Origin of the sequence: Amycolatopsis minnesotensis (assembly GCF_039529815.1) — a bacterium.
Taxonomy (GTDB): domain Bacteria; phylum Actinomycetota; class Actinomycetes; order Mycobacteriales; family Pseudonocardiaceae; genus Amycolatopsis; species Amycolatopsis minnesotensis.
Genome location: NZ_BAAANN010000029.1, coordinates 67,593 through 90,339, shown reverse-complemented (window position 1 = coordinate 90,339; position 22,747 = coordinate 67,593). Strand labels below are relative to the sequence as shown.

At 71.0% G+C, this 22,747-nt stretch carries 26 protein-coding genes and 1 riboswitch; of the genes, 13 read left to right on the top strand and 13 right to left on the bottom strand.

Annotation, left to right across the window (positions count from 1 at the left end):
* Window positions 1–38: 38 nt before the first annotated feature.
* Together ABD256_RS30895 and ABD256_RS30890 are read right to left on the bottom strand one after the other, a co-directional pair.
* Entirely contained in the window at window positions 39–1,310 is a 1,272-nt protein-coding gene (locus ABD256_RS30895; RefSeq protein ID WP_425546548.1) for a glutamate-cysteine ligase family protein, read from the bottom strand.
* 156 nt (window positions 1,311–1,466) lie between these two features.
* Complete coding sequence (locus tag ABD256_RS30890) at window positions 1,467–2,390, bottom strand: LysR family transcriptional regulator (protein WP_344426901.1); 924 nt, start codon at window positions 2,388–2,390, stop codon at window positions 1,467–1,469.
* 243 nt (window positions 2,391–2,633) lie between these two features.
* On the opposite strand from ABD256_RS30890, the gene ABD256_RS30885 reads away from it, so the two are divergent.
* A complete protein-coding gene (locus tag ABD256_RS30885) occupies window positions 2,634–3,893 on the top strand; it encodes a Glu/Leu/Phe/Val dehydrogenase dimerization domain-containing protein (RefSeq protein ID WP_425546547.1) in 1,260 nt (419 codons plus the stop codon).
* A 114-nt stretch (window positions 3,894–4,007) separates the two neighbouring features.
* Window positions 4,008–4,577 carry a TetR/AcrR family transcriptional regulator gene (locus tag ABD256_RS30880; RefSeq protein WP_344426898.1) on the top strand — a complete coding sequence of 190 codons (570 nt, stop codon included), beginning with the start codon at window positions 4,008–4,010 and terminating at the stop codon, window positions 4,575–4,577.
* Between the two features lie 9 nt (window positions 4,578–4,586).
* Here the strand turns inward: ABD256_RS30880 and ABD256_RS30875 are convergent, their stop codons facing one another.
* Window positions 4,587–5,030 carry an acyl-CoA thioesterase domain-containing protein gene (locus tag ABD256_RS30875; protein ID WP_344427025.1) on the bottom strand — a complete coding sequence of 148 codons (444 nt, stop codon included), beginning with the start codon at window positions 5,028–5,030 and terminating at the stop codon, window positions 4,587–4,589.
* Window positions 5,031–5,093: 63 nt separating this feature from the next.
* Here ABD256_RS30875 and ABD256_RS30870 point away from each other — a divergent pair, with 63 nt between their 5' ends.
* The 7 genes from ABD256_RS30870 (at window position 5,094) to ABD256_RS30840 (ending at window position 11,625) form a co-directional block, all read left to right on the top strand.
* Window positions 5,094–5,789: a TetR/AcrR family transcriptional regulator gene (locus ABD256_RS30870; RefSeq protein ID WP_344426895.1), complete on the top strand. Its 696-nt coding sequence runs from the start codon at window positions 5,094–5,096 to the stop codon at window positions 5,787–5,789.
* Window positions 5,786–6,541, top strand: a complete 756-nt coding sequence (locus ABD256_RS30865) for an SDR family oxidoreductase (RefSeq protein WP_344426892.1) — start codon at window positions 5,786–5,788, stop codon at window positions 6,539–6,541. Before ABD256_RS30870 ends, ABD256_RS30865 begins: the two co-directional genes overlap by 4 nt.
* Window positions 6,542–6,572: 31 nt before the next feature.
* Window positions 6,573–7,136, top strand: coding sequence for a TIGR03086 family metal-binding protein (locus tag ABD256_RS30860; protein ID WP_344426889.1), 564 nt, complete (start codon window positions 6,573–6,575; stop codon window positions 7,134–7,136).
* A 190-nt stretch (window positions 7,137–7,326) separates the two neighbouring features.
* On the top strand, window positions 7,327–8,676 hold the full coding sequence (locus tag ABD256_RS30855) for a hemolysin family protein (RefSeq protein WP_344426886.1): 1,350 nt from the start codon (window positions 7,327–7,329) through the stop codon (window positions 8,674–8,676).
* Window positions 8,673–9,716: a hemolysin family protein gene (locus ABD256_RS30850; protein WP_344426883.1), complete on the top strand. Its 1,044-nt coding sequence runs from the start codon at window positions 8,673–8,675 to the stop codon at window positions 9,714–9,716. The genes ABD256_RS30855 and ABD256_RS30850 overlap by 4 nt, the downstream gene beginning before the upstream one ends.
* 65 nt (window positions 9,717–9,781) lie before the next feature.
* Window positions 9,782–10,621: a 3-methyladenine DNA glycosylase gene (locus ABD256_RS30845; protein WP_344427022.1), complete on the top strand. Its 840-nt coding sequence runs from the start codon at window positions 9,782–9,784 to the stop codon at window positions 10,619–10,621.
* Between the two features lie 350 nt (window positions 10,622–10,971).
* On the top strand, window positions 10,972–11,625 hold the full coding sequence (locus tag ABD256_RS30840) for a hypothetical protein (protein ID WP_344426880.1): 654 nt from the start codon (window positions 10,972–10,974) through the stop codon (window positions 11,623–11,625).
* A gap of 12 nt (window positions 11,626–11,637) precedes the next feature.
* Here the strand turns inward: ABD256_RS30840 and ABD256_RS30835 are convergent, their stop codons facing one another.
* Together ABD256_RS30835 and ABD256_RS30830 are read right to left on the bottom strand one after the other, a co-directional pair.
* Window positions 11,638–12,477 carry an aldo/keto reductase gene (locus ABD256_RS30835; RefSeq protein WP_344426876.1) on the bottom strand — a complete coding sequence of 280 codons (840 nt, stop codon included), beginning with the start codon at window positions 12,475–12,477 and terminating at the stop codon, window positions 11,638–11,640.
* A gap of 54 nt (window positions 12,478–12,531) precedes the next feature.
* Window positions 12,532–13,323 (bottom strand): helix-turn-helix domain-containing protein, encoded by a 792-nt coding sequence (locus ABD256_RS30830; RefSeq protein WP_425546550.1) that lies wholly within the window; start codon window positions 13,321–13,323, stop codon window positions 12,532–12,534.
* 144 nt (window positions 13,324–13,467) lie between these two features.
* Here ABD256_RS30830 and ABD256_RS30825 point away from each other — a divergent pair, with 144 nt between their 5' ends.
* Window positions 13,468–13,830, top strand: a complete 363-nt coding sequence (locus tag ABD256_RS30825) for a nuclear transport factor 2 family protein (protein ID WP_344426870.1) — start codon at window positions 13,468–13,470, stop codon at window positions 13,828–13,830.
* A gap of 166 nt (window positions 13,831–13,996) precedes the next feature.
* Window positions 13,997–14,099: riboswitch (glycine riboswitch) on the bottom strand.
* A gap of 44 nt (window positions 14,100–14,143) precedes the next feature.
* Here the strand turns inward: ABD256_RS30825 and ABD256_RS30820 are convergent.
* Entirely contained in the window at window positions 14,144–14,719 is a 576-nt protein-coding gene (locus ABD256_RS30820) for a MerR family transcriptional regulator (protein ID WP_215544790.1), read from the bottom strand.
* Between the two features lie 242 nt (window positions 14,720–14,961).
* Here ABD256_RS30820 and ABD256_RS30815 point away from each other — a divergent pair, with 242 nt between their 5' ends.
* Window positions 14,962–15,588: a TetR/AcrR family transcriptional regulator gene (locus ABD256_RS30815; RefSeq protein WP_344426865.1), complete on the top strand. Its 627-nt coding sequence runs from the start codon at window positions 14,962–14,964 to the stop codon at window positions 15,586–15,588.
* 54 nt (window positions 15,589–15,642) lie between these two features.
* Here ABD256_RS30815 and ABD256_RS30810 read toward each other — a convergent pair whose 3' ends face one another.
* The 6 genes from ABD256_RS30810 to ABD256_RS30785 all read right to left on the bottom strand — a co-directional run bounded on the left by ABD256_RS30810 (window position 15,643) and on the right by ABD256_RS30785 (window position 19,035).
* Window positions 15,643–16,119 (bottom strand): bifunctional nuclease family protein, encoded by a 477-nt coding sequence (locus ABD256_RS30810; RefSeq protein WP_215544792.1) that lies wholly within the window; start codon window positions 16,117–16,119, stop codon window positions 15,643–15,645.
* A 230-nt stretch (window positions 16,120–16,349) separates the two neighbouring features.
* The gene (ftsR, locus tag ABD256_RS30805; RefSeq protein WP_344426860.1) at window positions 16,350–17,108 is read right to left on the bottom strand and encodes a transcriptional regulator FtsR; all 759 of its coding nucleotides are present in this window, start codon (window positions 17,106–17,108) and stop codon (window positions 16,350–16,352) included.
* Entirely contained in the window at window positions 17,105–17,572 is a 468-nt protein-coding gene (gene garA, locus ABD256_RS30800) for a glycogen accumulation regulator GarA (protein WP_215544794.1), read from the bottom strand. The genes ftsR and garA overlap by 4 nt, the downstream gene beginning before the upstream one ends.
* A gap of 158 nt (window positions 17,573–17,730) precedes the next feature.
* Window positions 17,731–18,117 (bottom strand): glycine cleavage system protein GcvH, encoded by a 387-nt coding sequence (gcvH, locus tag ABD256_RS30795; RefSeq protein ID WP_344426855.1) that lies wholly within the window; start codon window positions 18,115–18,117, stop codon window positions 17,731–17,733.
* Window positions 18,118–18,159: 42 nt separating this feature from the next.
* A complete protein-coding gene (gene clsA / locus ABD256_RS30790; RefSeq protein ID WP_344426852.1) occupies window positions 18,160–18,786 on the bottom strand; it encodes a cardiolipin synthase ClsA in 627 nt (208 codons plus the stop codon).
* A gap of 33 nt (window positions 18,787–18,819) precedes the next feature.
* Window positions 18,820–19,035 (bottom strand): hypothetical protein, encoded by a 216-nt coding sequence (locus tag ABD256_RS30785; protein ID WP_344426849.1) that lies wholly within the window; start codon window positions 19,033–19,035, stop codon window positions 18,820–18,822.
* A 320-nt stretch (window positions 19,036–19,355) separates the two neighbouring features.
* Between ABD256_RS30785 and ABD256_RS30780 the strand changes: the two genes are divergently transcribed.
* On the top strand, window positions 19,356–19,868 hold the full coding sequence (locus tag ABD256_RS30780) for a hypothetical protein (RefSeq protein ID WP_344426846.1): 513 nt from the start codon (window positions 19,356–19,358) through the stop codon (window positions 19,866–19,868).
* Window positions 19,869–19,904: 36 nt separating this feature from the next.
* Window positions 19,905–20,339: a hypothetical protein gene (locus ABD256_RS30775; RefSeq protein WP_344426843.1), complete on the top strand. Its 435-nt coding sequence runs from the start codon at window positions 19,905–19,907 to the stop codon at window positions 20,337–20,339.
* 713 nt (window positions 20,340–21,052) lie between these two features.
* Here ABD256_RS30775 and ABD256_RS30770 read toward each other — a convergent pair.
* Complete coding sequence (locus tag ABD256_RS30770; RefSeq protein ID WP_344427019.1) at window positions 21,053–22,747, bottom strand: AMP-binding protein; 1,695 nt, start codon at window positions 22,745–22,747, stop codon at window positions 21,053–21,055.

The following is a 22,747-nucleotide window of genomic DNA, read 5'->3' as shown; positions in this document are numbered from 1 at the left end:
CTCCCGCAACGGGTTCGCCCCTTCGGCCGGCGTGACGGTCACGACCGGTCTCCCTTCTTCGCAGCGAGCTTTTGCACGTTCTCGGTGATTTCGGCGATCTCCGCCTCGGGCAGGCCGGTGCCCGGCAGCACCGCGCAGCCGAGATCGGCCACGGCCCGCGCGACGGCGGCGATACCGGGATGGGCCATGCCATCGCGGGCGGCGCGGCGCCAGCGCCGTGCCACCGGCTCGCACAGCGCGCGAACCTGATCCACTGTGGACGGTTCGGCGAGCAGCGCGGTGAGCAGCGCGACCGGGTGCAGCCAGTCGCCAGGGCGCTGCGCGTCCAGGTAGCGCACCTCGAGGTAGCCGTGCGGGCGCACCGGGGTGAACATCGTCGTCAGGTGGTAGGCCAGATCCGCCTTGGTCGGCCTGCCCAGCTCTGCGCCGCCACCGGCGACCCAGTCGGCGAAGGTCAGGCCGGGCGGGGCGTCCCACGCGGCGGACTGCCGGGGGAACACCATCAGCGGGGTGTCCATGATCCGGCGCGCCCAGTCCTCGGCCGGGTCCGCCGACGGCGCCGCAGCGAAGGTGCGCGCGCGTTCGGTGCGCATCACCGCGTCCCAGCGCGCGGACGCGAGCCCGGTGTCCCGGCCGGCGTGGTGGCGCGAGTTCGCGAACAGCGCCAGCAGCGGCGGGCCCAGCGCGTGCACCGCGGCCCAGCGGGCGGCGGCTTCGGCCGCCTCGCCGGTGTCGACGCAGACCTGCAGCCCGGCCGTGCTGGCCATCATGGTGATGCCACCGGTGCCGAGCGGGCCGAACCGCCGTTCCATGGCCGCGTAGCGCTCGGTTTCGAGCACCCTGACCGGCGGGCGGTGCGCGTCGATACCCGTTTCGCCGAGGACGAGCCCGGCGCGGGCGAGAAGATCGCGGAGATGGGCGAGATCGGCGGAGACGACTTCGGCGAGCCTGCGCAGTGAGGGCTGCGGGAGTGCCGAGATCTCCACCTGGCATCCCGGCTCGAGACTGAGCGGGGAACCGGCTGGCAACGGCTCCGCGGGGCTGTCCGCGCGGAGCGTGCGGGGGGTGTGCGGGCCGAGCGCACGGGCGAGATCCTCGGCGAGGAGCGGTCTTCGCGGATCTCCGGCGTAGTGGACGGTGTACTCCAGTTCGACGCCGAGCAGCCGAGGCGGCCCGTGCTTGAAGCACACCGAGGCCACGTAGGCCTCACCCGCGGCGCGGTCGGAGATCACCTCCTCCGCCATCTCGGATGAGGTGATCGCGTGCCCGGAATCGGTGATACGGGGGGAAAGCGCGTGAATCGCTGTCATCACTCCGCCCTGTCCATGACGTGGGAGCAGTTGACTTCGGACGCTACACGCGGGGTACGACATTTTCAGCACGCCGTCTCGCCGGGCAGGACCGCGTGCTCACGGTTCAGGACGGGCCACCCGGACGGGCTCACCCGGTCAGGGCAGTGCGCGGCGTCAGGGCAAGGTCTGCTCGGTGCCCAGCCCCAGTTCGGCGGCGGCCGTCCGCACCGCCTCGATCACCAGCTGGAGCGAGGCGCGCCGCAGCGCGGTGGTGCGGTAGGCGATCGACACGGTCCGCATCACCGGTGTGCTCAGCGCGACGATGTCCACGCCGGGCGGGCGGTGCAGCAGCCCCAGATCCGACACCAGGGTGATCCCGAGCCCGGCGCCGACCATCGCCATCGCGGTCGGCTGCTCGCCGACCTCGTGGTCGATCTTCGGCTCGAAACCGTGCCTGCGGCAGGCGTTGCGGATCGCGCGCCCGAAATGGCTCTTCGGGCTGGCCAGTATCCACGGGTGGTCGGCGAGGTCGAGCAGCGCGACCGACTCCCCCGGCACCGAACCCGTCGGCACCGCCGCGTGCAGCCGCTCGACCGCGATCACGGCGCGTTCGAGACCGGCGTCCCACGGCATCGGCGCGTCGGAATAGTCGATGACGAAGGAAAAGTCGAGCGCCCCGTCCCGCACCGCGTCGGCGGTGTCCTCCGGCGCGAGCTCCTTGGTGCGCACCACGATCCCGGGATGCGACTGCTGCAGCGAGGTGAGCGCGGTGGGCAGCAGGCCGGAGGCGACCGAGGCCCACACCCCCGCGGTCAGCCGGACCGCCACGGTGTCCTGCGCCTCTTCGAGCGCCAGCGTCGCCCGTTCGACGGAACCGAGGATCAGCTCGGCGTGCTCGGTCAGCAGCACGCCGAGCTCGGTGAGCTGGACGCGCCTGCCCAGCCGCTCGAACAACTTCGCCCCCACGTCCCGTTCCAGCTGCGCGAGCTGCTGCGACACGGCGGAGGCCGTGTAGTGCAACGCGGCCGCCGCCGCGGTCACCGTCCCGCGGCGTTCGAGTTCGCGGAGCATCCGCAAGCGGTGCAACGAAAGCTCCATGCACCAACCCTAAACGGAACCGTCCATGATCTTTAACTGGACGCGCGCGCGGTCCCGGCCGCACCCTGGTGGTACCGGGACGGGCGGAGCGCCCGCACCGGGAACCGGGGGCGTTCGCCTCACGCACCGACGCATTCGCCGGTGGGTTCCGCCTGCGCGGAAACCCTCCCGGCGTGCTCGGCCGTGCCCGCGAACGGACACCGACGCAGTGTTGTCGAGAAGCGAAGCTTGGAGGTGGGTCGAGTGACCACGATGCAGAACCCTTCGGACCAGCCGACGATCGTGCGTGCGGGCGCGGACGAGGGTGTCGCGGCCGACCCCGCCACCGAACCGCTGCTCCGGCTCACCTGGACCGACCCGGTCACCGGGTGCCGCGGCTACCTCGTGGTGCACACGCTGGTCAACACGCTGGCCACCGGCGGCACCCGGATGCGCGCGGGCTGCACGGTGACCGAGGTCGAGGACCTGGCGCGCGGCATGGCCAACAAGACGGCCACCTTCAACCTGCCGGTCGGCGGCGCCAAGGGCGGCATCGACTTCGACCCGAAGGACCCGCGCGCCTTCGAGGTGCTGGAGCGGTTCTGCACCGCGATGCGGCCGTGGCTGGACGCGCACTGGGTGACCGCGGAGGACCTCGGCGTCCCGCAGCACCTGATCGACGACGTGTTCGCGAAGCTGGGTCTCGGACAGTCCTACCACGCCGCGATCAGCCGCGCGGCCGACCCGGACCGCACCCTCCGCCGCGTGCAGGCCGGGCTCAACGCGCCGGTCCCCGGCGGGCTGCTGCTCGGTGACGTCATCGGCGGGTACGGCGTCGCGCAGGCCTGTCTCGGCGTTTCCGCCGCGTGGGAGCGGGCCGCCGCCGACACCACGGTCGCGATCCAGGGCATCGGCACCATGGGCGGCGGCGCGGCCTGGTACCTGCACGAGGCCGGGGTCCGCGTGGTCGCGGTCGCCGACGCCGCGGGCACCCTGCACGACCCCGAAGGCCTCGACATCCCGGCGCTGCTGGACCTGCGCGACGCCTACGGCGAGATCGACCGGTCGCGCGTGCCCGGGCACGTGGCGCGCCTGCCGCGCGAAGCGATCGTCTCGACGGCCGCGGACATCTTCGTGCCCGCCGCCATCTCGTACGCGATCACGGAGCGGAACGTGGCCGAGGTCGCGGCGAAGGTCGTGATCGAGGCGGCGAACGCGGCGACGACGCCCGCGGCCGAGGCCGCGCTGTCCGCGCGCGAAATCCCGGTGATCCCGGACTTCGTGGCGAACGCGGGTGCCGCGGCCTGGGCGTGGTGGCTGCTGCTCGGCGAGGTCGGCGCCGACCCCGCCGACTCGTTCCTGCGGCTGCGCACCGAGATGCAGGCGCGGGTCGCGCTGCTGATGGGGAGCTGGAGCATGGACCGGATCCCGCCGCGCACCACCGGCCTGCGGCTGGCCGCGGACAACCGCGCGGAGCGGCTCGCGCAGCAGAACGGGGTCGACGTCGCGGTCGTGATCCCCTGACCCGGTGGCGGCCCGGGGCGTCCGGGCCGCCTTCCCACGGGAAAGTCCCATGGGAAAATCACAGTACGTACGTACGGATTGCGTGGGCCCGGTATCCGATGACAGGATCACAGGATGCCACGGGTCAGCCAGGATCACCTCGACGCACGACGGCGCCAGATCCTCGACGGCTCGCGGGTGTGCTTCGCGCGCTACGGGTACGAGGGTGCCACGGTCCGGCGTCTTGAGGAAGCCACCGGCCTCTCCCGTGGCGCGATCTTCCACCACTTCCGGGACAAGGAGTCCCTTTTCCTCGCGCTCGCCGAAGACGACGCCGTGCAGATGGCCGACGTGGTCGCCGCGCAGGGTCTCGTCCAGGTGATGCGCGACCTGCTCGCCGGCGGCAGCGAGCACCCCGCCGACTGGCTCGGCACCCGGCTCGAGGTGTCCAGGCGGCTGCGGACCGATCCCGAGTTCCGCGGCCGCTGGGCCGAACGGTCGAAGCAGCTGACCACCGCGACCCGCCAGCGCCTGCTCCGCCAGCGCGACGCCGGGAAGCTGCGCGACGACGTCGACGTCGACGTGCTGACGGCGTTCCTGGAGCTCGTGCTGGAAGGGCTCGTCTCCCACCTGGCGATGGGCCTGCCCGCCGACGATCTCGAACCGGTGCTGAACCTGGTCGAAGAGACCGTGCGCCGCCACTGAAACGGGATCTCAGCGCGGTACCCGGACCTGGCACGGGCAGCAGCCGCAGGTACGCGCTGAACCGCGCGGTCGGCGCCCAGCCCGGCAGCCCGAGGTCGCAGGAGACCGGCGGCACCGGGTCGAGGCGCTGCTCGACGACCTCCATCTGGGGCACGCGGAAGTCCGAGCCCGGCACGTCGGGCGGGCCGGGGAAGCAGTCCTCTTCGGCCGGGATCGCGACCTCCCACGATCGGCTTCGCCGAGCATCCCCTGCGTGAGCAACGCTTCGACGCACGCTCGCCCGTCCTGCACCAGCCGGGCGCGGAGCTGAGCGGAGCCCCGCCCCGCGCGGAACAATTCGACCTCGACCTCGACGTCGGCCGCGCGCGCCTCGACGAACGAAGCGCCGACGGCGGTCGGATGCGGATGCGCCTCCCCGCCACTCGTGCCGCCGCGAAGTCCGTCATCGTGAATCGCGCTCCGCTCACCTCGCCGCCGAGATTGACAGAGTCAACTTGACGATGTCAACCTGACGTGGTGAACACGAAACGCGCCCGGGCGCGGCCCGGCGACGGGGCGAAGCTGCGCGAGGAGATCCTCCGCACGGCCGAACGGCTCCTCGCCGAGTCCGGTACCGAGGAGGCGCTGACCCTGCGCGCCGTGGCGAAGCTGGCGTCGGTGACCACGCCGTCGGTCTACCTCCACTTCTCCGGTAAGGAAGCGCTCGTCGAAGCGGTTTGCCTGCGCGTGTGGGACGAACTCGGCACCCGCATCCGCGACGCCTGCGAAGGCACGAGCGATCCCTTCGTGACACTCGGCCAGTGCGGGCGCGCGTACATCCACTTCGCGCTCGAACACCCCGTCCAGTACCGGGTGCTCCTGATGCGCCCGAACGACGCCGAGGCCATCCCGCCCGCCGCCGAAGCCTGCTTCCGGCACATGGTCGGGGCGGTCACCGCCTGCGTCGAGAACGGCGTGCTGAAGGGCGATCCCGAAACGCTGGCGCTCGGCATGTGGTCCGCCATGCACGGGTGCGCGTCCCTGCTCATCGCGCAGCCCGCGCTGCCGTGGCCGGACGACCTCGAATCGTTCGTCAACCACATCGTCCGGGTCGCCGGGTTCGGCAGCGCGCTGCAGAGCGCGCTGCCCGGCGCGGCCGTGCCGCGGAGCAGGGACCTCGCCGCCGGGATGGACGGGCTGGCGAAGACCATGCGGCAGCGAGGTGCGCGATGACCCGGCGCACGGTGCTGGTGACGGGCGCCTCGCGGGGCATCGGGGCGGAGACCGCCCGCGTACTGGGGGCCGAAGGCGCGCACGTGTTCGTGAACTACCGCGAGAAGGCGAAGCGCGCGGACCAGGTCGTCGGCGAGATCGCCGCGGCGGGCGGCTCGGCGACCGCGGTGCGCGCCGACCTCACCGACCGCGCCGCCGTGAACGCCATGGTCCGCGACATCCGCGCGAGCCACGGGCACCTGGACGCGGTGGTGCTCAACGCCTCCGGCGGGATGGAGCGCGCCGCCGCGCCCGGTTACGCCCTCGCGCTGAACCGGGACGCGCAGACCGGCACGCTCGACGCGGCGCTGCCCCTCATGACCGCGCCGGGCCGGGTGGTCTTCGTGACCAGCCACCAGGCGCATTTCCACGGCACCGGGGAAACCCGCGAGACCTACGCGCAGTACGAAGCCGTGGCGCACAGCAAGCGCGCGGGCGAAGACGCGCTGCGGGCGCGCATTCCCGGGCTTTCGGCACGGGGCGTGGACCTCGTGGTCGTCTCCGGGGACATGATCGAAGGCACCATCACCGTCACGCTCCTCGACCGGGCGCGCCCGGGAACCCTCGACGCCCGGCGCGCGCGGGCGGGCACGCTCCCCACCGTCGGGGAGTTCGCGGCGGCGGTGGCGAACGCGGTCTCGGCGCCGTTCGAAACCGGGCACACCGTCTACGTCGGCGGCACGGACTACCTCGCGGGCTCGGCGAAGCGCTGAGAATGTCGGTGCGCCGTGTTCCACTGAGGACATGGATCTGCTGAGCGCGCACGAAGAAGCCATGCGGGGGTTCGACGAGCTGGTCGGCGAGATCGGTGACCGCTGGGCGGCGCCGACGCCGTGTACCGAGTGGACGGTCAGGGACCTGCTCAACCACCTCGTCGGCGAGCAGCTGTGGGTGCCGCACCTGCTCGCGGGCGCGACGCTCGAAGAGGTCGGCGACGCCTACGACGGTGACGTGCTCGGCACGGATCCGGTCGGCGCCTGGCGGCGGTCCTCGGCCGCGGCGCGGGCGGAGTGGGTCGAAGACGGTGCCACCGAACGGGATGTGCACGTGTCGTTCGGCGAGATCGGGGCCGCCGAGTACGGCTGGCAGATGACGCTCGATCTCGCCGTGCACGGCTGGGACCTGGCGAAGGCGATCGACGTCACGTCCCCGATCGGCGAGACCATGGCGCGCCGCCTGCTGGAGGTGTTCGAACCGGAGCTGGAACAGTGGCAGGGCATGGGAATCTTCGCCCCGCCGGTACCCGTCGCGGACGACGCGGACACCCCGTCCAAGCTGGTCGCGCTCCTGGGCCGCGACCCCGGCTGAGGGCGAAAGCGCACGAAACGGCGGCGGGGACGGTAAGCTGGCCGCACCGCAGCAGTTCTTGTTCCGCTTTTCGAGGAGTGACACCTTTCGTGCGCGACGCGCAGTCACCTGGTGACAGTACAAAGCCGGGTGACGAACCCGGCTTGCCCCTGGTCCCCCATCGCTTGACGCCCCTCGGCGGTGTCGCGTAGTGGACATCCTCCTCGCCGCACTCGGCGTGCTCTTCTTCGTCCTCCTGACGATCGGCACCGGACTCGCCGTCGCGGCCGAGTTCTCCCTCACCGCGCTCGAGCGCAGCACCGTCGACGCCAACGTCCGCCAGGTCGGCGACAAGCGCGCGACGACCGTGCAGAAGGCACACCGGACGCTATCGTTCCAGCTCTCCGGCGCGCAGGTCGCCATCACGATCACCACGCTGGTCACCGGATACGTCGCCGAGCCGCTGATCGGCAGGCTCGTGAACCCGGTGCTGACCGCGACCGGCCTGCCCGGCGGCGTCGCGAGCGTGGTCTCGCTCGTGCTGACCCTGCTGATCGCGACCTCGCTGTCGATGATCCTCGGCGAGATGGTGCCGAAGAACCTCGCGATCGCCCGTCCGCTCCAGACCGCGCGCGCGGTGGCCGGCTACCACTCCCGGTTCTCCGCGCTGTTCCGCTGGCTCATCACGCTGATGAACAACAGCGCGAACTTCCTGGTGCGCAAGTTCGGCGTGGAGCCGCAGGAGGAGCTGCGCTCGGCGCGGTCGCCGCAGGAACTGGGCTCGATCGTGCGCTCCAGCGCCGAAAGCGGCACGCTCGACACCTCGACCGCGGAACTGCTCGACCGGTCGCTCCGCTTCGGCGAACGCACCGCGGAGGAACTGATGACCCCGCGCGTGCAGGTCGAGTCGCTGACCGTGGACGAACCGATCCACGCGCTCGTCGAACTCGCCCGGCGCACCGGGTTCTCGCGGTTCCCCGTCTACACCGAGGACCTCGACGACGTGCAGGGCGCCGTCCACGTCAAGCAGGCGTTCACGGTGCCCGCGGCCGAGCGCGGCACGGTCAAGATCGGCTCGGTGATGCGGCCGGTGCCCACCGTCCCCGAGTCCCTTCCCGGCGACGCGCTGCTGAACCGCCTGCGCGCGTCCCGGTTCCAGGTCGCGATCGTGGTGGACGAGTACGGCGGCACCGCGGGGCTGGTCACGCTGGAAGACGTCGTCGAAGAGATCATCGGCGACGTCCGCGACGAGCACGATTCCCACGAGGGGCCCGCTTCCCAGCGCCTCGGCGCGGACAGCTGGGTGGTCTCGGGACAGCTCAGGGCGGACGAAGTGACCGAGCAGACCGGGTTCCGGATGCCCGACGGCGACTACGAGACCATCGCCGGCCTCATCCTCGAACGGCTGGGGAAGATCCCCGCCGCCGGCGACTCCGCCGACGTCGACGGCTGGCGGCTGACCGTCACGGAGATGGACCGGCTGCGGATCGCCGAGGTCGGGGTCCACCGCGTCGCCGGGGCCGAGGCGCCCGCGCCGGAGAAGCAGGAGGCGCGCTCGTGAGCGACTGGTGGTATTTGGTCCTCGTCGTGGTGCTGCTGCTGGCCAACGCGTTCTTCGTCGGCGCCGAGTTCACGCTCATCTCGTCCCGGCGCGACCGGCTGGAAGCGTTGCTGGAACAGGGAAAGACCCGCGCGCAGATCGTCATCAACGCGAGCAGGAACGTGTCGCTGATGCTCGCGGGCGCGCAGCTGGGCATCACGATCTGCTCGCTGCTGCTGGGCAGGCTCGGCGAGCCCGCGGTCGCGCACCGGCTCGCCGCGTTCTTCGAACTGTTCGGCATTCCCGAGGTGCTGCTGCACCCCATCTCGTTCGCGCTCGCGCTGGCCTTCATCACCATCCTGCACGTGCTGATCGGCGAGATGGTGCCGAAGAACCTCGCGATCGCCGAGCCGGAGCGCCTCGCGCTGTGGCTGGTGCCGCTGCACGTCGGCTGGGTGAAGCTGGTGAACCCGTTCATCTGGGTGCTGAACTTCGTGTCGAACTCGGTGCTGCGCCTGGTGAAGGTCGAGCCGAAGGACGAGCTGGAAACCGCCTACACCTCCGACGAGCTGGCGGAGCTGCTCAGCGAGTCGCGCCGCGAGGGCCTGCTGGAGCAGTCCGAGCACGAACGGCTGAGCCAGACGCTCTCGTCGGTCCAGAAGACCGTCGCGGACGTGCTGGTGCCCACCGGCGAGCTCACCACGCTGCCGGTGTCCCCCACCGTCGGCGACGTCGAGCACGCGGTGTCCGAGACCGGCTTCTCCCGTTTCCCGGTGCGCGACGGCGGCGGCGAGCTGATCGGCTACATCCACGTGAAGGACGTGCTCGACCAGCTCAGCGGCGATCCCGGCCGCACGGTCGCGCCGGAGAAGACCCGCAACCTCACCGAGTTGCGGGCGGACGCGCGGCTCGACGTCGCGCTTTCGGCCATGCGCAAGGAAGGCAGCCACCTCGCGCGCGCGGTGGGGCCCGACGGGACCGCGGTCGGCGTGGTCACGCTGGAGGACCTCGTCGAGGAGTACGTGGGCACGGTCCGCGACGGAACGCATGTGACACGCTGAGGACCGTGGGCACCGTACTGACCGAACAGGAGTGGCGGGCGCGCGAAGAGGCGCACACCACGCGCATGCGGCGCTGGACCGAACCGCACCAGCGCCGCCGTTCGCGCGGCGAGAAGCACCCGGTGCTCGACTTCCTGTTCACCTACTACTCGCACCGGCCGTCCCATCTCGAACGGTGGCAGCCGGGGCCGGGCATCGTGCTGTCCGGGGCGGGCGCCAGGTGCTTCCTCCAGCGCCGCGGCTACCGCGCGGTGCCGGACGGGGTCGCGCTCGACGACGCCGAGTTCGGCGAGAACAGGGCCCGCGCCGCGCGCTCCATCCGGGCGCTGCTCGAAGCCACCGCGGGGCGGGCACCGCGGCTGAGCTGCTTCGGCCTGCACGAGTGGGCGATGGTCTACCGCCAGCCACCCGGCGAAGTGCGCCACACCCAGCTCCCGCTGCGGCTCGGCTCCTCGGGTACCGACGAGGTGGTGGACTCCCTCGAAGTGCGTTGCGGGCACTACGACGCGTTCCGGTTCTTCACCGACGCGGCCCGTCCCCGCAACACGCTGGCCCCGGCCAGGACCACCCAGATCGACCTCGAACAGCCCGGCTGCCTGCACGCCAACATGGATCTGTTCAAATGGGCCTACAAACTCGACCCGTTCGTCCCGTCGGAACTGCTCGGCGACTGCTTCGAACTGGCGGCCGACATCCGCGTGCTCGACATGCGGGCGAGCCCGTACGACCTCGCCGGTTTCGGGTACTCGCCGGTCGCGATCGAGACGCCGCACGGGCGCGCCGAGTACGCCCGTGCACAGGCGGAATTCGCCCGCCGCGCGGCACCGTTGCGTACACGGCTGATCGCACTCTGCACGCGGCTGCTCGAAAACGGGAATCGTTCCGTGAGCAGGAGTGACAACTGATAGTCATCACATTTTCTCCACAGCTCTAACCTGTTAGAGTGATAACGTTTTGATTGCATACTCTGAGCACGCATTTAGCGGTCGAAAGGACTCCGATGGGGCGACACAGCAGGGCCGAAGACCCCGCTCCCTCCCGTCCTGATGGCCCGCCCGCACGGGCGGGGAGAGCGGGCCAGCCCCACCAGGGCCACCCTCGCGTCCGCCAGGTCCCCCCTGGCCAGGCGCGAGCGAACCCGGCGCGGCCGCAGGGCCAGTTCCGCGGGGGCAGGCCGAGCCGCCCCGCCGCACGCCCGGACCAGGCTCCCCCCGCCGAGCGCCATGGCGACCGCAGGCGCGCCACCAAGATCGACGTGACGGGTCCGATCGACCCCGCCGCCGTCGCCCGCGCGAAGAACAGCTCGGACACCGGGACCCACCGGATCGTCGGCAAGAAGCAGCGGCGCCGGGTCGCCAAGTGGCCCATCGCCTGCCTCGTCCTCGTCGCGCTCGCGGTGCTCGGCTGGCTGGGCTGGGGCTGGGCGAACGGCATCGTGAACAACCGCGCGGAAGCACAGGCCTCCGCGTGCACCGGCGGCGACACCGCGATCGCCGTGGTGGTGGCCCCGGACGCCGAGCGGCCCGCCAAGGCCGCCGCCGATCGCTGGAACCAGGCGAGCACCGTCGTGCACGGCCACTGCGTGCGGGTCGACGTGCGCGCGGCCTCCTCGGAACGCACGCTGAACGCGCTCGCGGGCCGCGGCAGCCTCGACGAGATCGGCGGGCTCCCGGCGGCGTGGATGCCGGACAGCTCGTCGTGGGTGACGCAGCTGAAGACCGCCAAACCCGGGATGATCTCGTCGCCGCCGGAGCCCATCGCCGTCGGGAAGCCCGCGGACTACCCGTACGTCGGGATCGGCGGGAAGATCGACGACGTGCAGCAGCGGGCCGCGCAGTCGTTCCGCGAGTTCCTCAAGCAGCCGACCCAGCAGACCGACTTCGCGGACGCGGGGCTCAGCAAGCGATGACGGGCACCCGGGTCACGCGAGGTTGAACGTGTCGGGGTCGGGCCCGGTGCGCTCGCCGCGGTCGAGTTCGGCGATCACCGTCATGTCGTCGTCGGCGAGCTCGAAGTCGAACACGCCGATGTTCTCCGCGATCCGCGACGGCGTCACCGACTTCGGGATCACCACGTTGCCGAGCTGCACGTGCCACCGCAGCATGATCTGCGCGGCCGTCTTGCCGTACTTCGACGCCAGCGCGCCGATCGTGCCGTCGGAGAACAGGGACCCCTGCGCGAGCGGGCTCCACGCCTCCGTGACGATCCCGTTCGCGGCGTGGAACTCCCGCAGCGAGCCCTGCTGGAGCTGCGGGTGCAGCTCAATCTGGTTCACCGCGGGCACGATCTGGGTCTCCGACATGAGCCGCCGCAGGTGCGGGATCTGGAAGTTCGACACGCCGATCGCGCGCACCTTGCCGTCGTTGTAGAGCTCCTCGATGGCGCGCCAGGTCTCGATGTACTTGTCGAGCTGCGGCAGCGGCCAGTGGATCAGGTACAGGTCGAGGTAGTCGAACCCGAGCTGGTCCATGCTGCGGTCGAACGCGCGGAGCGTGGCGCTCCGGCCCTGATCGGAGTTCTGCAGCTTGGTGGTGACGAACAGGTCCTCGCGCGCGATCTCCGAGGAGCGGATGCCCTCGCCGACGCCCGCCTCGTTCCGGTAGGCCGTGGCGGTGTCGATGCTGCGGTAGCCGGCGTCGATGGCCGTCCTGACGATCTTCGCGGTCTGGTCTTCCGGCACCTGCCAGACACCGAACCCGACCTGCGGGATGACGACGTCGTTGTTGAGCGCGATGGTGGGCGCGGGCGGAGGAGTGGCCATGGGCGTTCCGGTCCTCGTTTCGGTCTCGCGGGCGAACCTGCCGCCGCAATCGTCTCACTCCGGGGTGCGCAGGCGCGCGGCGGTTCGCTCGTCCGCGGGGAAGAACGACTCGATGACCAGCTCGGCCATCGTGACGTCCAGCGGCGTGCCGAAGGTCGCCACCGCGCTGAAGAACGCCAGCTCGGTACCGCGGTGCCGCAGCCGCAGCGGCACGAAGATGTCACCGGGTCCCGGCACCTCCACCTCGGGCACCTCCTGGTCGCACGGGTAGCCGCGCAGCTCGTCGAGCAGGGCGGTCAGCGCGGGGTCCGCGGTCGCGGCGACCTGGCGGCGCAGCGTGCCGAGCAGGTGCGCCCGCCACTCCCCCAGGTTCACGATGTGCGGGGCCATCCCGTCCGGGTGCAGGGTCAGCCGCAGCACGTTCACCGGCGGCGCGAGCAGGGCGGGGTCCACGCCTTCGAGCAGCAGCCCCGCGCTCGCGTTCGAATCGACCAGGTGCCAGCCGCGGTCGACCACCACCGCCGGGTACGGGTCGTGCCCGGCCAGCAGCAGCCGCACCGCTTCCCGCACCGCGGACATCTCCGGCGCGTCCAGGCCCGCCTGCCGGTACGCGGGCGCGTACCCGGCCGCGAGCAGCAGCTGGTTCCGTTCGCGCAACGGCACGTCGAGGTGCTCGCCGAGCCGCAGCACCATCTCGCGGCTCGGCTTCGACCGGCCCGTTTCGACGAAGCTCAGGTGCCGGGTGGAGATCTCGGCGGTCAGCGACAGGTCGAGCTGGCTGATGCGCCTGCGCTCGCGCCAGGCGCGCAGGAGCGTGCCGACGGGCTGCGGGGGAACCTGCGTCACGGTGGTCACGGCGATCACCGTACGACGGCGGGTGCGGCGCGGCCATTACCTCCGGCGTAATCGACACGGCACCGCACCGGCGGCCAAGGTGGTGACCCGGCGGAACACCGCCGATCCCTTGCCCCACAACGAAAAGAGGCCCCCGTGTCCGACTACCAGCACCTCGCGGAACGCTACATCGCGATCTGGAACACCACCGGCGCCCGGCAGCGGCGCGCGCTGGTCGACGAGCTGTTCACCGCCGACGTGACCTACACCGACCCGCTCGGCGCGGTCAGCGGCAGGGACGGCGTGGACGGGTTCATCGCGGGCGCGCAGGCACAGTTCGCCGGTCTGGAGTTCAGCCTGCCGGGAACCGTGGACGGCCACCACGACCTCGCGCGGTTCACCTGGCACCTGGTCAGGCCCGGTGCCGTCGAGCCGCTCGCCATCGGGTTCGACGTGATCGAATCCGACGGTGACCGCATCCGGCGCGTGCACGGTTTCCTCGACAGGGTCCCGTCCTGACCGGAGTGTCCACAGTGGAGGAACGAGGGACGGCCGGGGAACTGGCCCTCCCCACTCTGTCCATACCCGTGACGGGCGCCTGAGAGGTTCACCCGTGTGTTAGCCGGGCTTGCACCTTCGGCGGGGCGGGCAGGTGGTGACCTGCCGGCCCGCTTTCCAGAGGCGTCTCGCCCGTGCGGTCCTGGGTGCCTGAGAGGTTCCGGGGAGGACTTGCTCCTTCGGCGCCGGGCTCACCAGGTGTGTGGCCCGGACTCTCCCGCGCGGGTTCGTCGACTGCGGTGCCCACCCTACCCGGTGGGCCCGCGGCCGGTGTTCACCCGGTCCGGCGGGCGTTGCGGCGCTGGGTCAGTTCGTCCGGCTGGACGTCCTCGATCCTGGCGCCGTCGGCGCGCTCGGCGGGGAACTCGTGGATGGTGCCGCTGATCTCCTGCATCGCGCCGCTGACCGCGATGCCGAACACGCCCTGGCCGCCCTGCAGGAGATCGACGATCTCCTCCGGCGACGTGCACTCGTACACGGTGGCGCCGTCGGAGAACAGCGTGACCTTCGCGAGGTCACGCACTCCCCTGGCACGCAGGTGCTCGACCGCGACGCGGATGTTCTGCAGCGACACCCCGGTGTCCAGCAGCCGCTTGACGATCTTGAGGACCAGCATGTCCTTGAACGAGTAGAGCCGCTGCGAACCCGACCCGTGGGCCGTGCGGATGCTCGGCGCGACCAGCTTCGTCCGCGCCCAGTAGTCGAGCTGCCGGTAGGTGATGCCCGCGATCTGACACGCGGCGGGCCCCCGGTAGCCGACCAGCTCGTCCGGCAGCGACGCGTCCGGGAACAGTTCACCCTGCTCACCGTCTCCCGCGCCGACGGCCTGGACCGGCCTTTCCTCGACCACGCATGCCTCCCCTCGCCCGGCCTGCCGACCGGTCGAACAGCACCTGACACCCGGGGCGGGGGTCAGGGAGGTGAAATCGCGGCAGGTGCGCCCCAGAACCGCGAATCACACCAAAGCGATTTACCTCCAATGACGGTATGCGGGCCCGACTGCCCGGTCAACGCGACGCGCGGCGACCTCAAGCTGAAGTTGAGACTTTCTTCGCGGTTGCACCCGTTACTTGGTCATGTTAATTTTTACTCATGCAGATAACACCCCGGGCCGAGGACGGTGCCGGTCTCACCGTGACCGAGGCGGCCAGGCGGGCCCAGATCGTCGCGGCCACCATCGCCACCATCGCCGAGCTCGGCTACGCCAAGACCTCGTTCGCGAAGATCAAGGAGCGGGCGGGCCTGTCCAGCACGCGCATCATCGGCTACCACTTCACGAACAAGGCGGGGTTGATGATGGCGGTGCTGACCGCCATCACCGGGGCCAAGGAAGAGTTCCTCCGCGACCGCGCCGGCGCACCGGCCGGGCGGGCCGCGATGCTCCGCGCGCACATCGAAACCGAGGTCGCGTTCCTCGGCGCCTACCCGGAGTACGTGCGGGTGCTGGCCGAACTCGCGGGCGGTGTGGACGATCCCGCAGGCTGGGCGATCGCCGGGCCGGTACTGGAGGGCATGCGGACCGGCCAGGTCATCAGGGTGCTGACCCAGGGCAGGCGCGAAGGCGCGTTCGGCGAGTTCGACCCCGAGGTGGTGGGGCGCTCGGTCGCGCACGCGATCGACGGCGCCGCGGCGGCCTACGCCGAGAACCCGGCTCTGGACCTCGGCCACTACGGCACCGAGCTGGCGGACCTGTTCGACCGCGCCACCCGTCCCGCATGACGAAAGAGGCCATCCCCGGTGCGGGGATGGCCTCTTTCGCCGAGTCTTCGCGCCTCAGGTGTCAGCGCCGCGGAAGTCCTCCGGGGACACCGAGTCGAGGAATTCGCGGAACTTCTCGACCTCGTCCTCCTGCTCGTCCGGGATGATCAGGCCCGCTTCCTCCAGCACCGCGTCCACCGCGTGGATCGGGACGCCGACCCGCAGCGCCAGTGCCACCGAATCGCTCGGGCGCGCCGACACCCTGATGTCGCCGTCGAACACCAGTTCCGCGTAGAAGGTGCTCTCGCGCAGGTCGGTGATCACCACTTGCTTGAGCTCTCTGCCCAGCGCTCCGATGACTTCCTTGAGCAAGTCGTGGGTCAACGGTCGCGCGGGGCGCACACCCTGCTGCTCCAAGGCGATCGCGGTGGCCTCCACCGAGCCGATCCAGATCGGGAGGTACCGCTCGCCTTCCGTCTCCCGCAGCAACAAGATCGGCTGATTCGCGGGCAGTTCGACCCGCACGCCGACGACGCGCATTTCGCTGCTCATCGGGGTTCGCCTCCCTCTCCTGCGCGCGGGCTGCAGCGCTGTTCCGAGGATCCCGCGTCGACGTGTCCAACATCGTTGACGCTACCCGTCATCAGGGCGCTGTGCTCGCTGTCCGAAAGATTGAAACACCGGCCCGCCGCCGGGCCTGGACTAACCGTACGGCATCGACGGCCCAACGTTGGGCTGTCGAATTGTGAAGAAACCAACCTGTGCCGCGGAAACTCCGCGGATCAGCCGCCGGTCACGCCGCGGATACCGGCCTTGACCAGCAGCGTGTGCAGCGTGACCGATAACGCGGCCAGCTCGCGGACCACCTCGTCCGCGCGCGCTTTCGCGTCTTCGTCGCGGTGGCGGTAAACCGGGGCGACGATCTGTTCGAGCAGCCCGACCTCCCGGTCGGCGGACGCGCGGAAGGCGCGCAGGTGCCGGGGCTCGATCCCGAACTCGGTCATCGCCCTGACGGTCCGTGCGACCAGTACCGAGTCCGGATCGTAGAACCCGGCCGCGCCCGGCCTGACCAAGCCGTACTGGCGCAGCTCGGTGAGCGTGGCGAGATCGACCCCGGCCTGCTCGAGCAGCTCCTCCTGGGTCAGCCGGATCTCACGGCCGGAGGCGAAGTCCGCCGCCGAGGGCATCGCCGCGCGGTCGCCCTCGATCGTCGCCGACGGATCGAGCGCGACCAGCTTGCGCGGCAGCCTGGACGGGGAGCCGGGGTAGCCGTCACCCCGGTCCGCGGCGTCGAGCTGCTCCTTGATGACCTTCAGGGGCAGGTAGTGGTCACGCTGGGCGGACAGCACGAACCGAAGCCGCTCCACGTCCGCCGACGCGAACTGCCGGTACCCCGACGGTGTCCGGCCAGGCTGGACCAGGCCTTCCGACTCGAGGAACCGGATCTTGGAGATCGTGACATCGGGGAAGTCGCCGCGCAGCTGCGCCAGCACGGCCCCGATGCTCAGCCCGTCACGCTGTGGCCGCCCGGCCGCCGTCACTGCGCCCCCTGGCCCCCGTGCCCCGGGCCGGTCAGGAAGACCAGGCGGAACTTCCCGATCTGGACCTCGTCGCCACCGGCGAGGACGGCCTGGTCGACCGGCTCGCGGTTGACGTAGGTGCCGTTGAGGCTGCCGACGTCGATCACCACGAATTCGCCGCCCTCACGCCGGAACTCGGCGTGCCTGCGCGAAACCGTCACGTCGTCGAGGAAGATGTCGCTGTCCGGGTGCCTGCCCGCGCTCGTGGTGTCGCGGTCGAGCAGGAACCGGGAGCCCGCGTTGGGACCGCGCTTGACCACCAGCAGTGCCGAGCCTGGCGGGAGTGCGTCGACGCCCGCGACCGGCGGCTCCGGCGCGGGGGCGGCTTCCTGCCCCTCGATGTCGGCCAGGAAGTCGGCCCGGAAGACAGAGGTCCGTTCCGGAGACTGCTCCGGGGGAACGCCGGGCCCGTCGTTCGTGCTCACCTGAGCTCTCCTCACCGTGAAAGTGTTCTTCAATCCCGTTTCGTCTACCCGAGATTGTGTTGCTGCCAACGTACCGTGCCAGGTCCGTCGCGGACCTGCGGGCTCCCCCTACCGGCGGCGGAAGTGGATCTACCGGCGCCGACGGGTCCCCCGCGCGATCACTCGCCGGAGATCAGGGCTTGGTATGCCTCGGCTTCGAGGAGGCTTTCGGCGCTCGCCGAGTCGCCGAGCCGGATCTCGATGAGCCAGCCCTCGCCGTAGGGATCGCTGTTGATGAGCTCGGGCGACTGGGACACCGCGTCGTTGACCGCGACGATCTCACCGTCGAGCGGGGCGAACAGCTCCGAGACGCTCTTCGTCGACTCCACCTCGCCGAAACTGTCGCCGGCGGCCACCGCGGTGCCCGCTTCGGGAAGGTCCACGAAGACCACGTCACCGAGCTGGTCCTGGGCGTACTCGGTGATCCCGACGCGCACCACACCGCCGGGCCGGGTGGCGACCCACTCGTGCTCCTCGGTGTACCGCAGCTCTTCTGGTGCAGACAACGCGTTCCCCTTTCGCGAACCGTGACGGCGAGAGTCTCGCACTCAGGCCGAGGGCACCGCACCTCGGTGCGCGCGGTCCCCGGACAGCGCGCGCACCGTCTGGATGACGTAGAGGGCGCCGGACCACACGTACAGCACGGCACCCCAGGTGGTGAAGGCGTACCCGATCGGGCGGGCGATCTCGGCGAGCGTCGACCCGCCCTGCGTGACGAGCAGGAACGGGAACGCGTACATCAGCACGAAGGTGGCGCCCTTGCCGATGTAGGTGACCTCGGGCGGGGCGAAACCGTTGCGCCGCAGCACGAGCACGGCGACCCCGACGACGGCCTCCCGCACCAGCAGCGGCGCGACGACCCACCACGGGATGATGTCGCGGATCAGGAACGCGACGAGCGTGGCGATGATGTAGAGCCGGTCGGCCGCGGGGTCGAGCAGCTGGCCGAGCCTGCTCATCTGGTTGAGCCAGCGCGCGAGCTTGCCGTCGAGCCAGTCGGTGAGCGCGCTGAAGATCAGCAGCGCCAGCGCCCACCCGTCTTCCTCGGGCCCGAGCAGGAGCCACAGGAAGACGGGAACACCGGCGAGCCGGAGCAGGGACAGCAGGTTCGGAACGGTCAGTGCCTGCCGGGCCAGTGACGGCTCGGGTGCGGTGGACTCGGGCGGCGTGCTCACCGGCCCAGCCTAGCCACGCGGGGCACGCGGCCCTCACCTGGCGCGGTGGTAGCTCCAGCCGCGGCGCTGCAGGTCGGTGCGGCTCAGTGCCTGCGGACGGCCGCGGCCGTCGGTGCCCATCCAGCGGGGCCTGCCGGACCCGCCTTCGAGGACGTACGGGCGGCCCTGGCACCAGACGACGGTGCACGGGGTGGTCGGGGGAACGTTCGCCGGGATTCGGGAGGAGCCGGTTTCCGCTTCAATACTCATGATCTCAGTACTGCCGCTTCCGTGTTGCGTGTTTCGGGTGGGGACCTCACCCTTCTCTTCGGCACGAAGCGCGCCGGTGTTAACGGGTTGGCCGGAACTTTTCCCCGGGTTCACCCATGCAGTGGAAAATTTCCGGGCCGTTATTCGTCCATTGTGGACGATCGAACCCGTCCGACCTCGGACGTCGGCGCGTCCGCGGCGGGCGGGCCCGGTAGTGTTCGCCGAACTCGCGCGCGCCACCCCGCGCGCCGTACCCCGGTGTTCCCGCTGCCTTGGGCCAAGATGTCCCGGAAGACACCGCGCACGACGGAAGGAACGCGTTGGCCATCTCGAAGGTCGCAGGTCCCGCGAGCCTGCTCGCCGCCGTCACGTTCTCCGTCGTCACGCTCGCCGCGTGCTCCACCGACTCCGGCGCGCCTGCCCCGTCCCCGGTGCTCAGCGCCGCATCGGTCCAGCCCAGCACCTCGTCGGCGCCGCCGAGCAGCGCGTCCAGCTCGGCGAAGCCACCGGTCCCCACGAGCGCCGCGCAGCCGCCGAAGACCTCCGACGCGATCCCCGCCGACGGCGCCTGCGGCACCGTCACCGCCGCCAGCGGGCTGACCCTGCAGGTGCTCGACAGCCACACCAGCGGTGTCGCCTGCCCCGACGCGAAGCGCGTGGTGGAGGAGTTCCACAAGAAGATCACCGGCAAGCAGTCCGGCGGTTCGAACGAACCCGTCAGCGACACCGTGGACGGCTGGCTGTGCGTCTCCGGCCCTCCCGCCGCGCAAGGCGGGACCACCTGCACCAAACAGGAGCAGACCGTGCTGGCACGGGTCCTGCCCGTCGAGTAAGCCTCACTCCGTCCCCTCCGCTCCCAGGAAAGGCCCATGTCCACGCACGCCACACCTCGCAGACTCCTCGGCCTCGCCGCACTCGCCTGCGCACTCCCGCTCGCCGCCTGCGGCGGCCAGGACACCCCGAGCGCGCCGGCACCGCAGAACGCCGCCCAGACCGGCGGTACCCCGCCCGGCCCCGCCTCGGACCACGCCGCCCACCCCGCGGCGCCCGGCACCGACTGCGGCCCCGTCACCGGCGTCAACGGAGCCAAGCCGAAGGCCGTCGTCACCGCGGGCGCCGTCGACTGCGCGCAGGCCACCGCCCTGCTCACCCAGTACTTCCAGAAACTCACCCCGGCCGACCTGGCCAACCCCGAAGGCGCGGGGCCGGTCGCGCTCGGCGAATGGACCTGCGGCAGCGGCCCCGCCAGCGCACCCGCCACCACCTGCTCCACCGAGGACAACCGCCAGGTGGACGGTGCTTGACATCGGTCGCGGGGCCTGGCGGCCCTGACCGCTCCTGGCCCGTACTGGGTGCGTCGGCGCGGCGATGCGGGCGGCGATGCCCTGAAGGCTCCGTTCAGTCACCTGTGCCCCCTGGCGGGGACGTCCCGCCAGGGGTGGAAAGGGCAAGCCCGGGCGCTGTGGCGCGCGCCGTCCTCAGTACCCGCGATTACTGCTCGACGCCCGCTGGCAGGGGGCAGCTCGGTTACGCCGCATACTCGGCCCTCGCTGGCCGCGCGGGCTCTGGCGAGGGGCGCACGGATTCCCTGAAGGACGCCTTCGGGGAATCTGACGCCGCGAAGGCGTCCTTACGGGCATGCGCGGGAACCTCCGCAGCTCGCGCTTCTTCCCCACTCCCACGCTCGCTCCCCGACAGGGCCTTCACAGACGTGAAAGCCACAAATACGGTCTTCACAGGCCCGGCGCGGGGCCGCATGCGCCGAAGGCGCCCTTGAGGGACCAAACCCCCTCGGGCGACTCACTACTGCCACCCCCTCACCCGAATCGACGGCGGAGGAGGAAATGCGCATACCGCCCCGGCCCCTTCGGTCGTGAAGCACCGTGAAGCACCACGAAGACAAGGGAAGCATCATCCGGGCCTTCAGCGACCTGCGAGCATCGGGACGCTATTCAATCCCAGGGCATGAACAACCCCGCCCCGCGCGCACCCGCGAGGGCGGGGAAGTGCGCGGGAGTCAGGATTTGAGGGTGGGGAAGTCTTCTTCTCGGAATTCGCCGGTGGGGCGCTCGCCTTCGGATTCGCGGCCGCGGAGTTCGACCCGGCGGATCTTGCCGGAGATCGTCTTCGGCAGCTCCGCGAACTCCAGCCGCCGGATCCGCTTGTACGGCGCCAGGTGCTCCCGGCAGAACGCCAGGATGCTGACCGCGGTGCCGGCGTCCGGCTCGTGCCCCGCCGCGAGCACGACGTAGGCCTTCGGCACGGCCAGCCGGATCGGGTCCGGCGCGGGCACCACCGCCGCCTCGGCCACCGCGTCGTGTTCCAGCAGGACGCTTTCCAGCTCGAACGGCGAGATGCGGTAGTCCGACGCCTTGAACACGTCGTCCGTACGGCCGACGTAAGTGATGTAGCCGTCCTCGTCGACCGAGCCGACGTCACCGGTGTGGTAGACCCCGTCCGCGAACGCCGCGCCGGTCCGCTCGTCGTCGTCGGCGTACCCGGTCATCAGCCCCACCGGACGCTCCTGCAGGTCGAGGCAGATCTCGCCCTCGTTCCCCCGCTCACCGGAGACCGGGTCGACCAGCACCACCGAGAACCCGGGCAGCGGCCTGCCCATCGAGCCCGGTTTCACGGTCTGGCCGGGGGTGTTCGCGATCTGCACGCTGCTCTCGGTCTGCCCGAACCCGTCGCGGATCGTCACGCCCCACGACTTGCGGACCTGGTCGATCACCTCGGGATTGAGCGGCTCCCCCGCGCCGACGACCTTGACCGGAGGCGTCTTCAACGCGCCGAGATCGGCCTGGATCAGCATGCGCCACACCGTCGGCGGCGCGCAGAAGCTGGTGACCCCGCAGCGGTCCATCTGCGCCATCAGCGCGGGCGCGTCGAACCGCGTGTAGTTGTACAGGAACACCGTCGCCTCGGCGTTCCACGGCGCGAACACGTTGCTCCAGGCGTGTTTCGCCCAGCCCGGCGAGGAGATGTTCAGGTGGACGTCACCGGGTTCGAGCCCGATCCAGTACATTGTGGACAGATGCCCGACCGGGTAGGAGACGTGCGTGTGCTGCACCAGTTTCGGCTTCGCGGTGGTGCCAGAGGTGAAGTACAGCAGCAGCGGGTCTGCCGCCTTCGTCACGGCGTCCGCCCGGAACTCGTCCGCCTCGCGATCGGCGTCCGCGTAGGACAGCCAGCCCTCGACCGGCTCCCCCACCACGATGCGCGTGTAGTCGCCGGGGACGTCGGCGAACTTCTCCGCGTCCACCGAGCGGATCACCACGTGCTTCGCCGCGCCGCGGTCCACCCTGTCCCGCAGGTCCGCCGGGCCGAGCAGGGTCGAGGCCGGGATGATCACCGCGCCGAGCTTGATCGCCGCGAGGATGGTCTCCCACAGCTCGCCCTGGTTGCCGAGCATCAGGATCAGCCGGTCGCCCCTGCCGACGCCGAGGGACCGCAGCCAGTTCGCGACCCGGTTCGAGCGGCTCGCCATCTCCGGATAGGTCCAGCGCGACTCGGAGCCGTCCTCCTCGACGATCCACAGCGCGTACCGCTCCGCGTTGGCGGGGTCGACGGCGACGGCGTCGAACCAGTCGAGCGCCCAGTTGAACTCCGCGGGCTTCGGCCAGGCGAAGTCCCGGTACGCCGTGTCGTAGTTTTCCCGGTTCGCCAGCAGGTAGTCGCGGGCCTCCCGGAACGCACGGTAACCCTGACCCAT

Excerpts from the sequence above, each read along its gene's own strand:
- ABD256_RS30895 (WP_425546548.1), bottom strand. The coding sequence starts at position 1,310 with ATGACAGCGATTCACGCGCTTTCCCCCCGTATCACCGATTCCGGGCAC.
- ABD256_RS30890 (WP_344426901.1), bottom strand. The coding sequence starts at position 2,390 with ATGGAGCTTTCGTTGCACCGCTTGCGGATGCTCCGCGAACTCGAACGC.
- ABD256_RS30880 (WP_344426898.1), top strand. The coding sequence starts at position 4,008 with ATGCCACGGGTCAGCCAGGATCACCTCGACGCACGACGGCGCCAGATC.
- ABD256_RS30865 (WP_344426892.1), top strand. The coding sequence starts at position 5,786 with ATGACCCGGCGCACGGTGCTGGTGACGGGCGCCTCGCGGGGCATCGGG.
- ABD256_RS30860 (WP_344426889.1), top strand. The coding sequence starts at position 6,573 with ATGGATCTGCTGAGCGCGCACGAAGAAGCCATGCGGGGGTTCGACGAG.
- ABD256_RS30845 (WP_344427022.1), top strand. The coding sequence starts at position 9,782 with ATGCGGCGCTGGACCGAACCGCACCAGCGCCGCCGTTCGCGCGGCGAG.
- ABD256_RS30835 (WP_344426876.1), bottom strand. The coding sequence starts at position 12,477 with ATGGCCACTCCTCCGCCCGCGCCCACCATCGCGCTCAACAACGACGTC.
- ABD256_RS30815 (WP_344426865.1), top strand. The coding sequence starts at position 14,962 with ATGCAGATAACACCCCGGGCCGAGGACGGTGCCGGTCTCACCGTGACC.
- ABD256_RS30810 (WP_215544792.1), bottom strand. The coding sequence starts at position 16,119 with ATGAGCAGCGAAATGCGCGTCGTCGGCGTGCGGGTCGAACTGCCCGCG.
- ABD256_RS30785 (WP_344426849.1), bottom strand. The coding sequence starts at position 19,035 with ATGAGTATTGAAGCGGAAACCGGCTCCTCCCGAATCCCGGCGAACGTT.
- ABD256_RS30775 (WP_344426843.1), top strand. The coding sequence starts at position 19,905 with ATGTCCACGCACGCCACACCTCGCAGACTCCTCGGCCTCGCCGCACTC.
- ABD256_RS30770 (WP_344427019.1), bottom strand. The coding sequence starts at position 22,747 with ATGGGTCAGGGTTACCGTGCGTTCCGGGAGGCCCGCGACTACCTGCTG.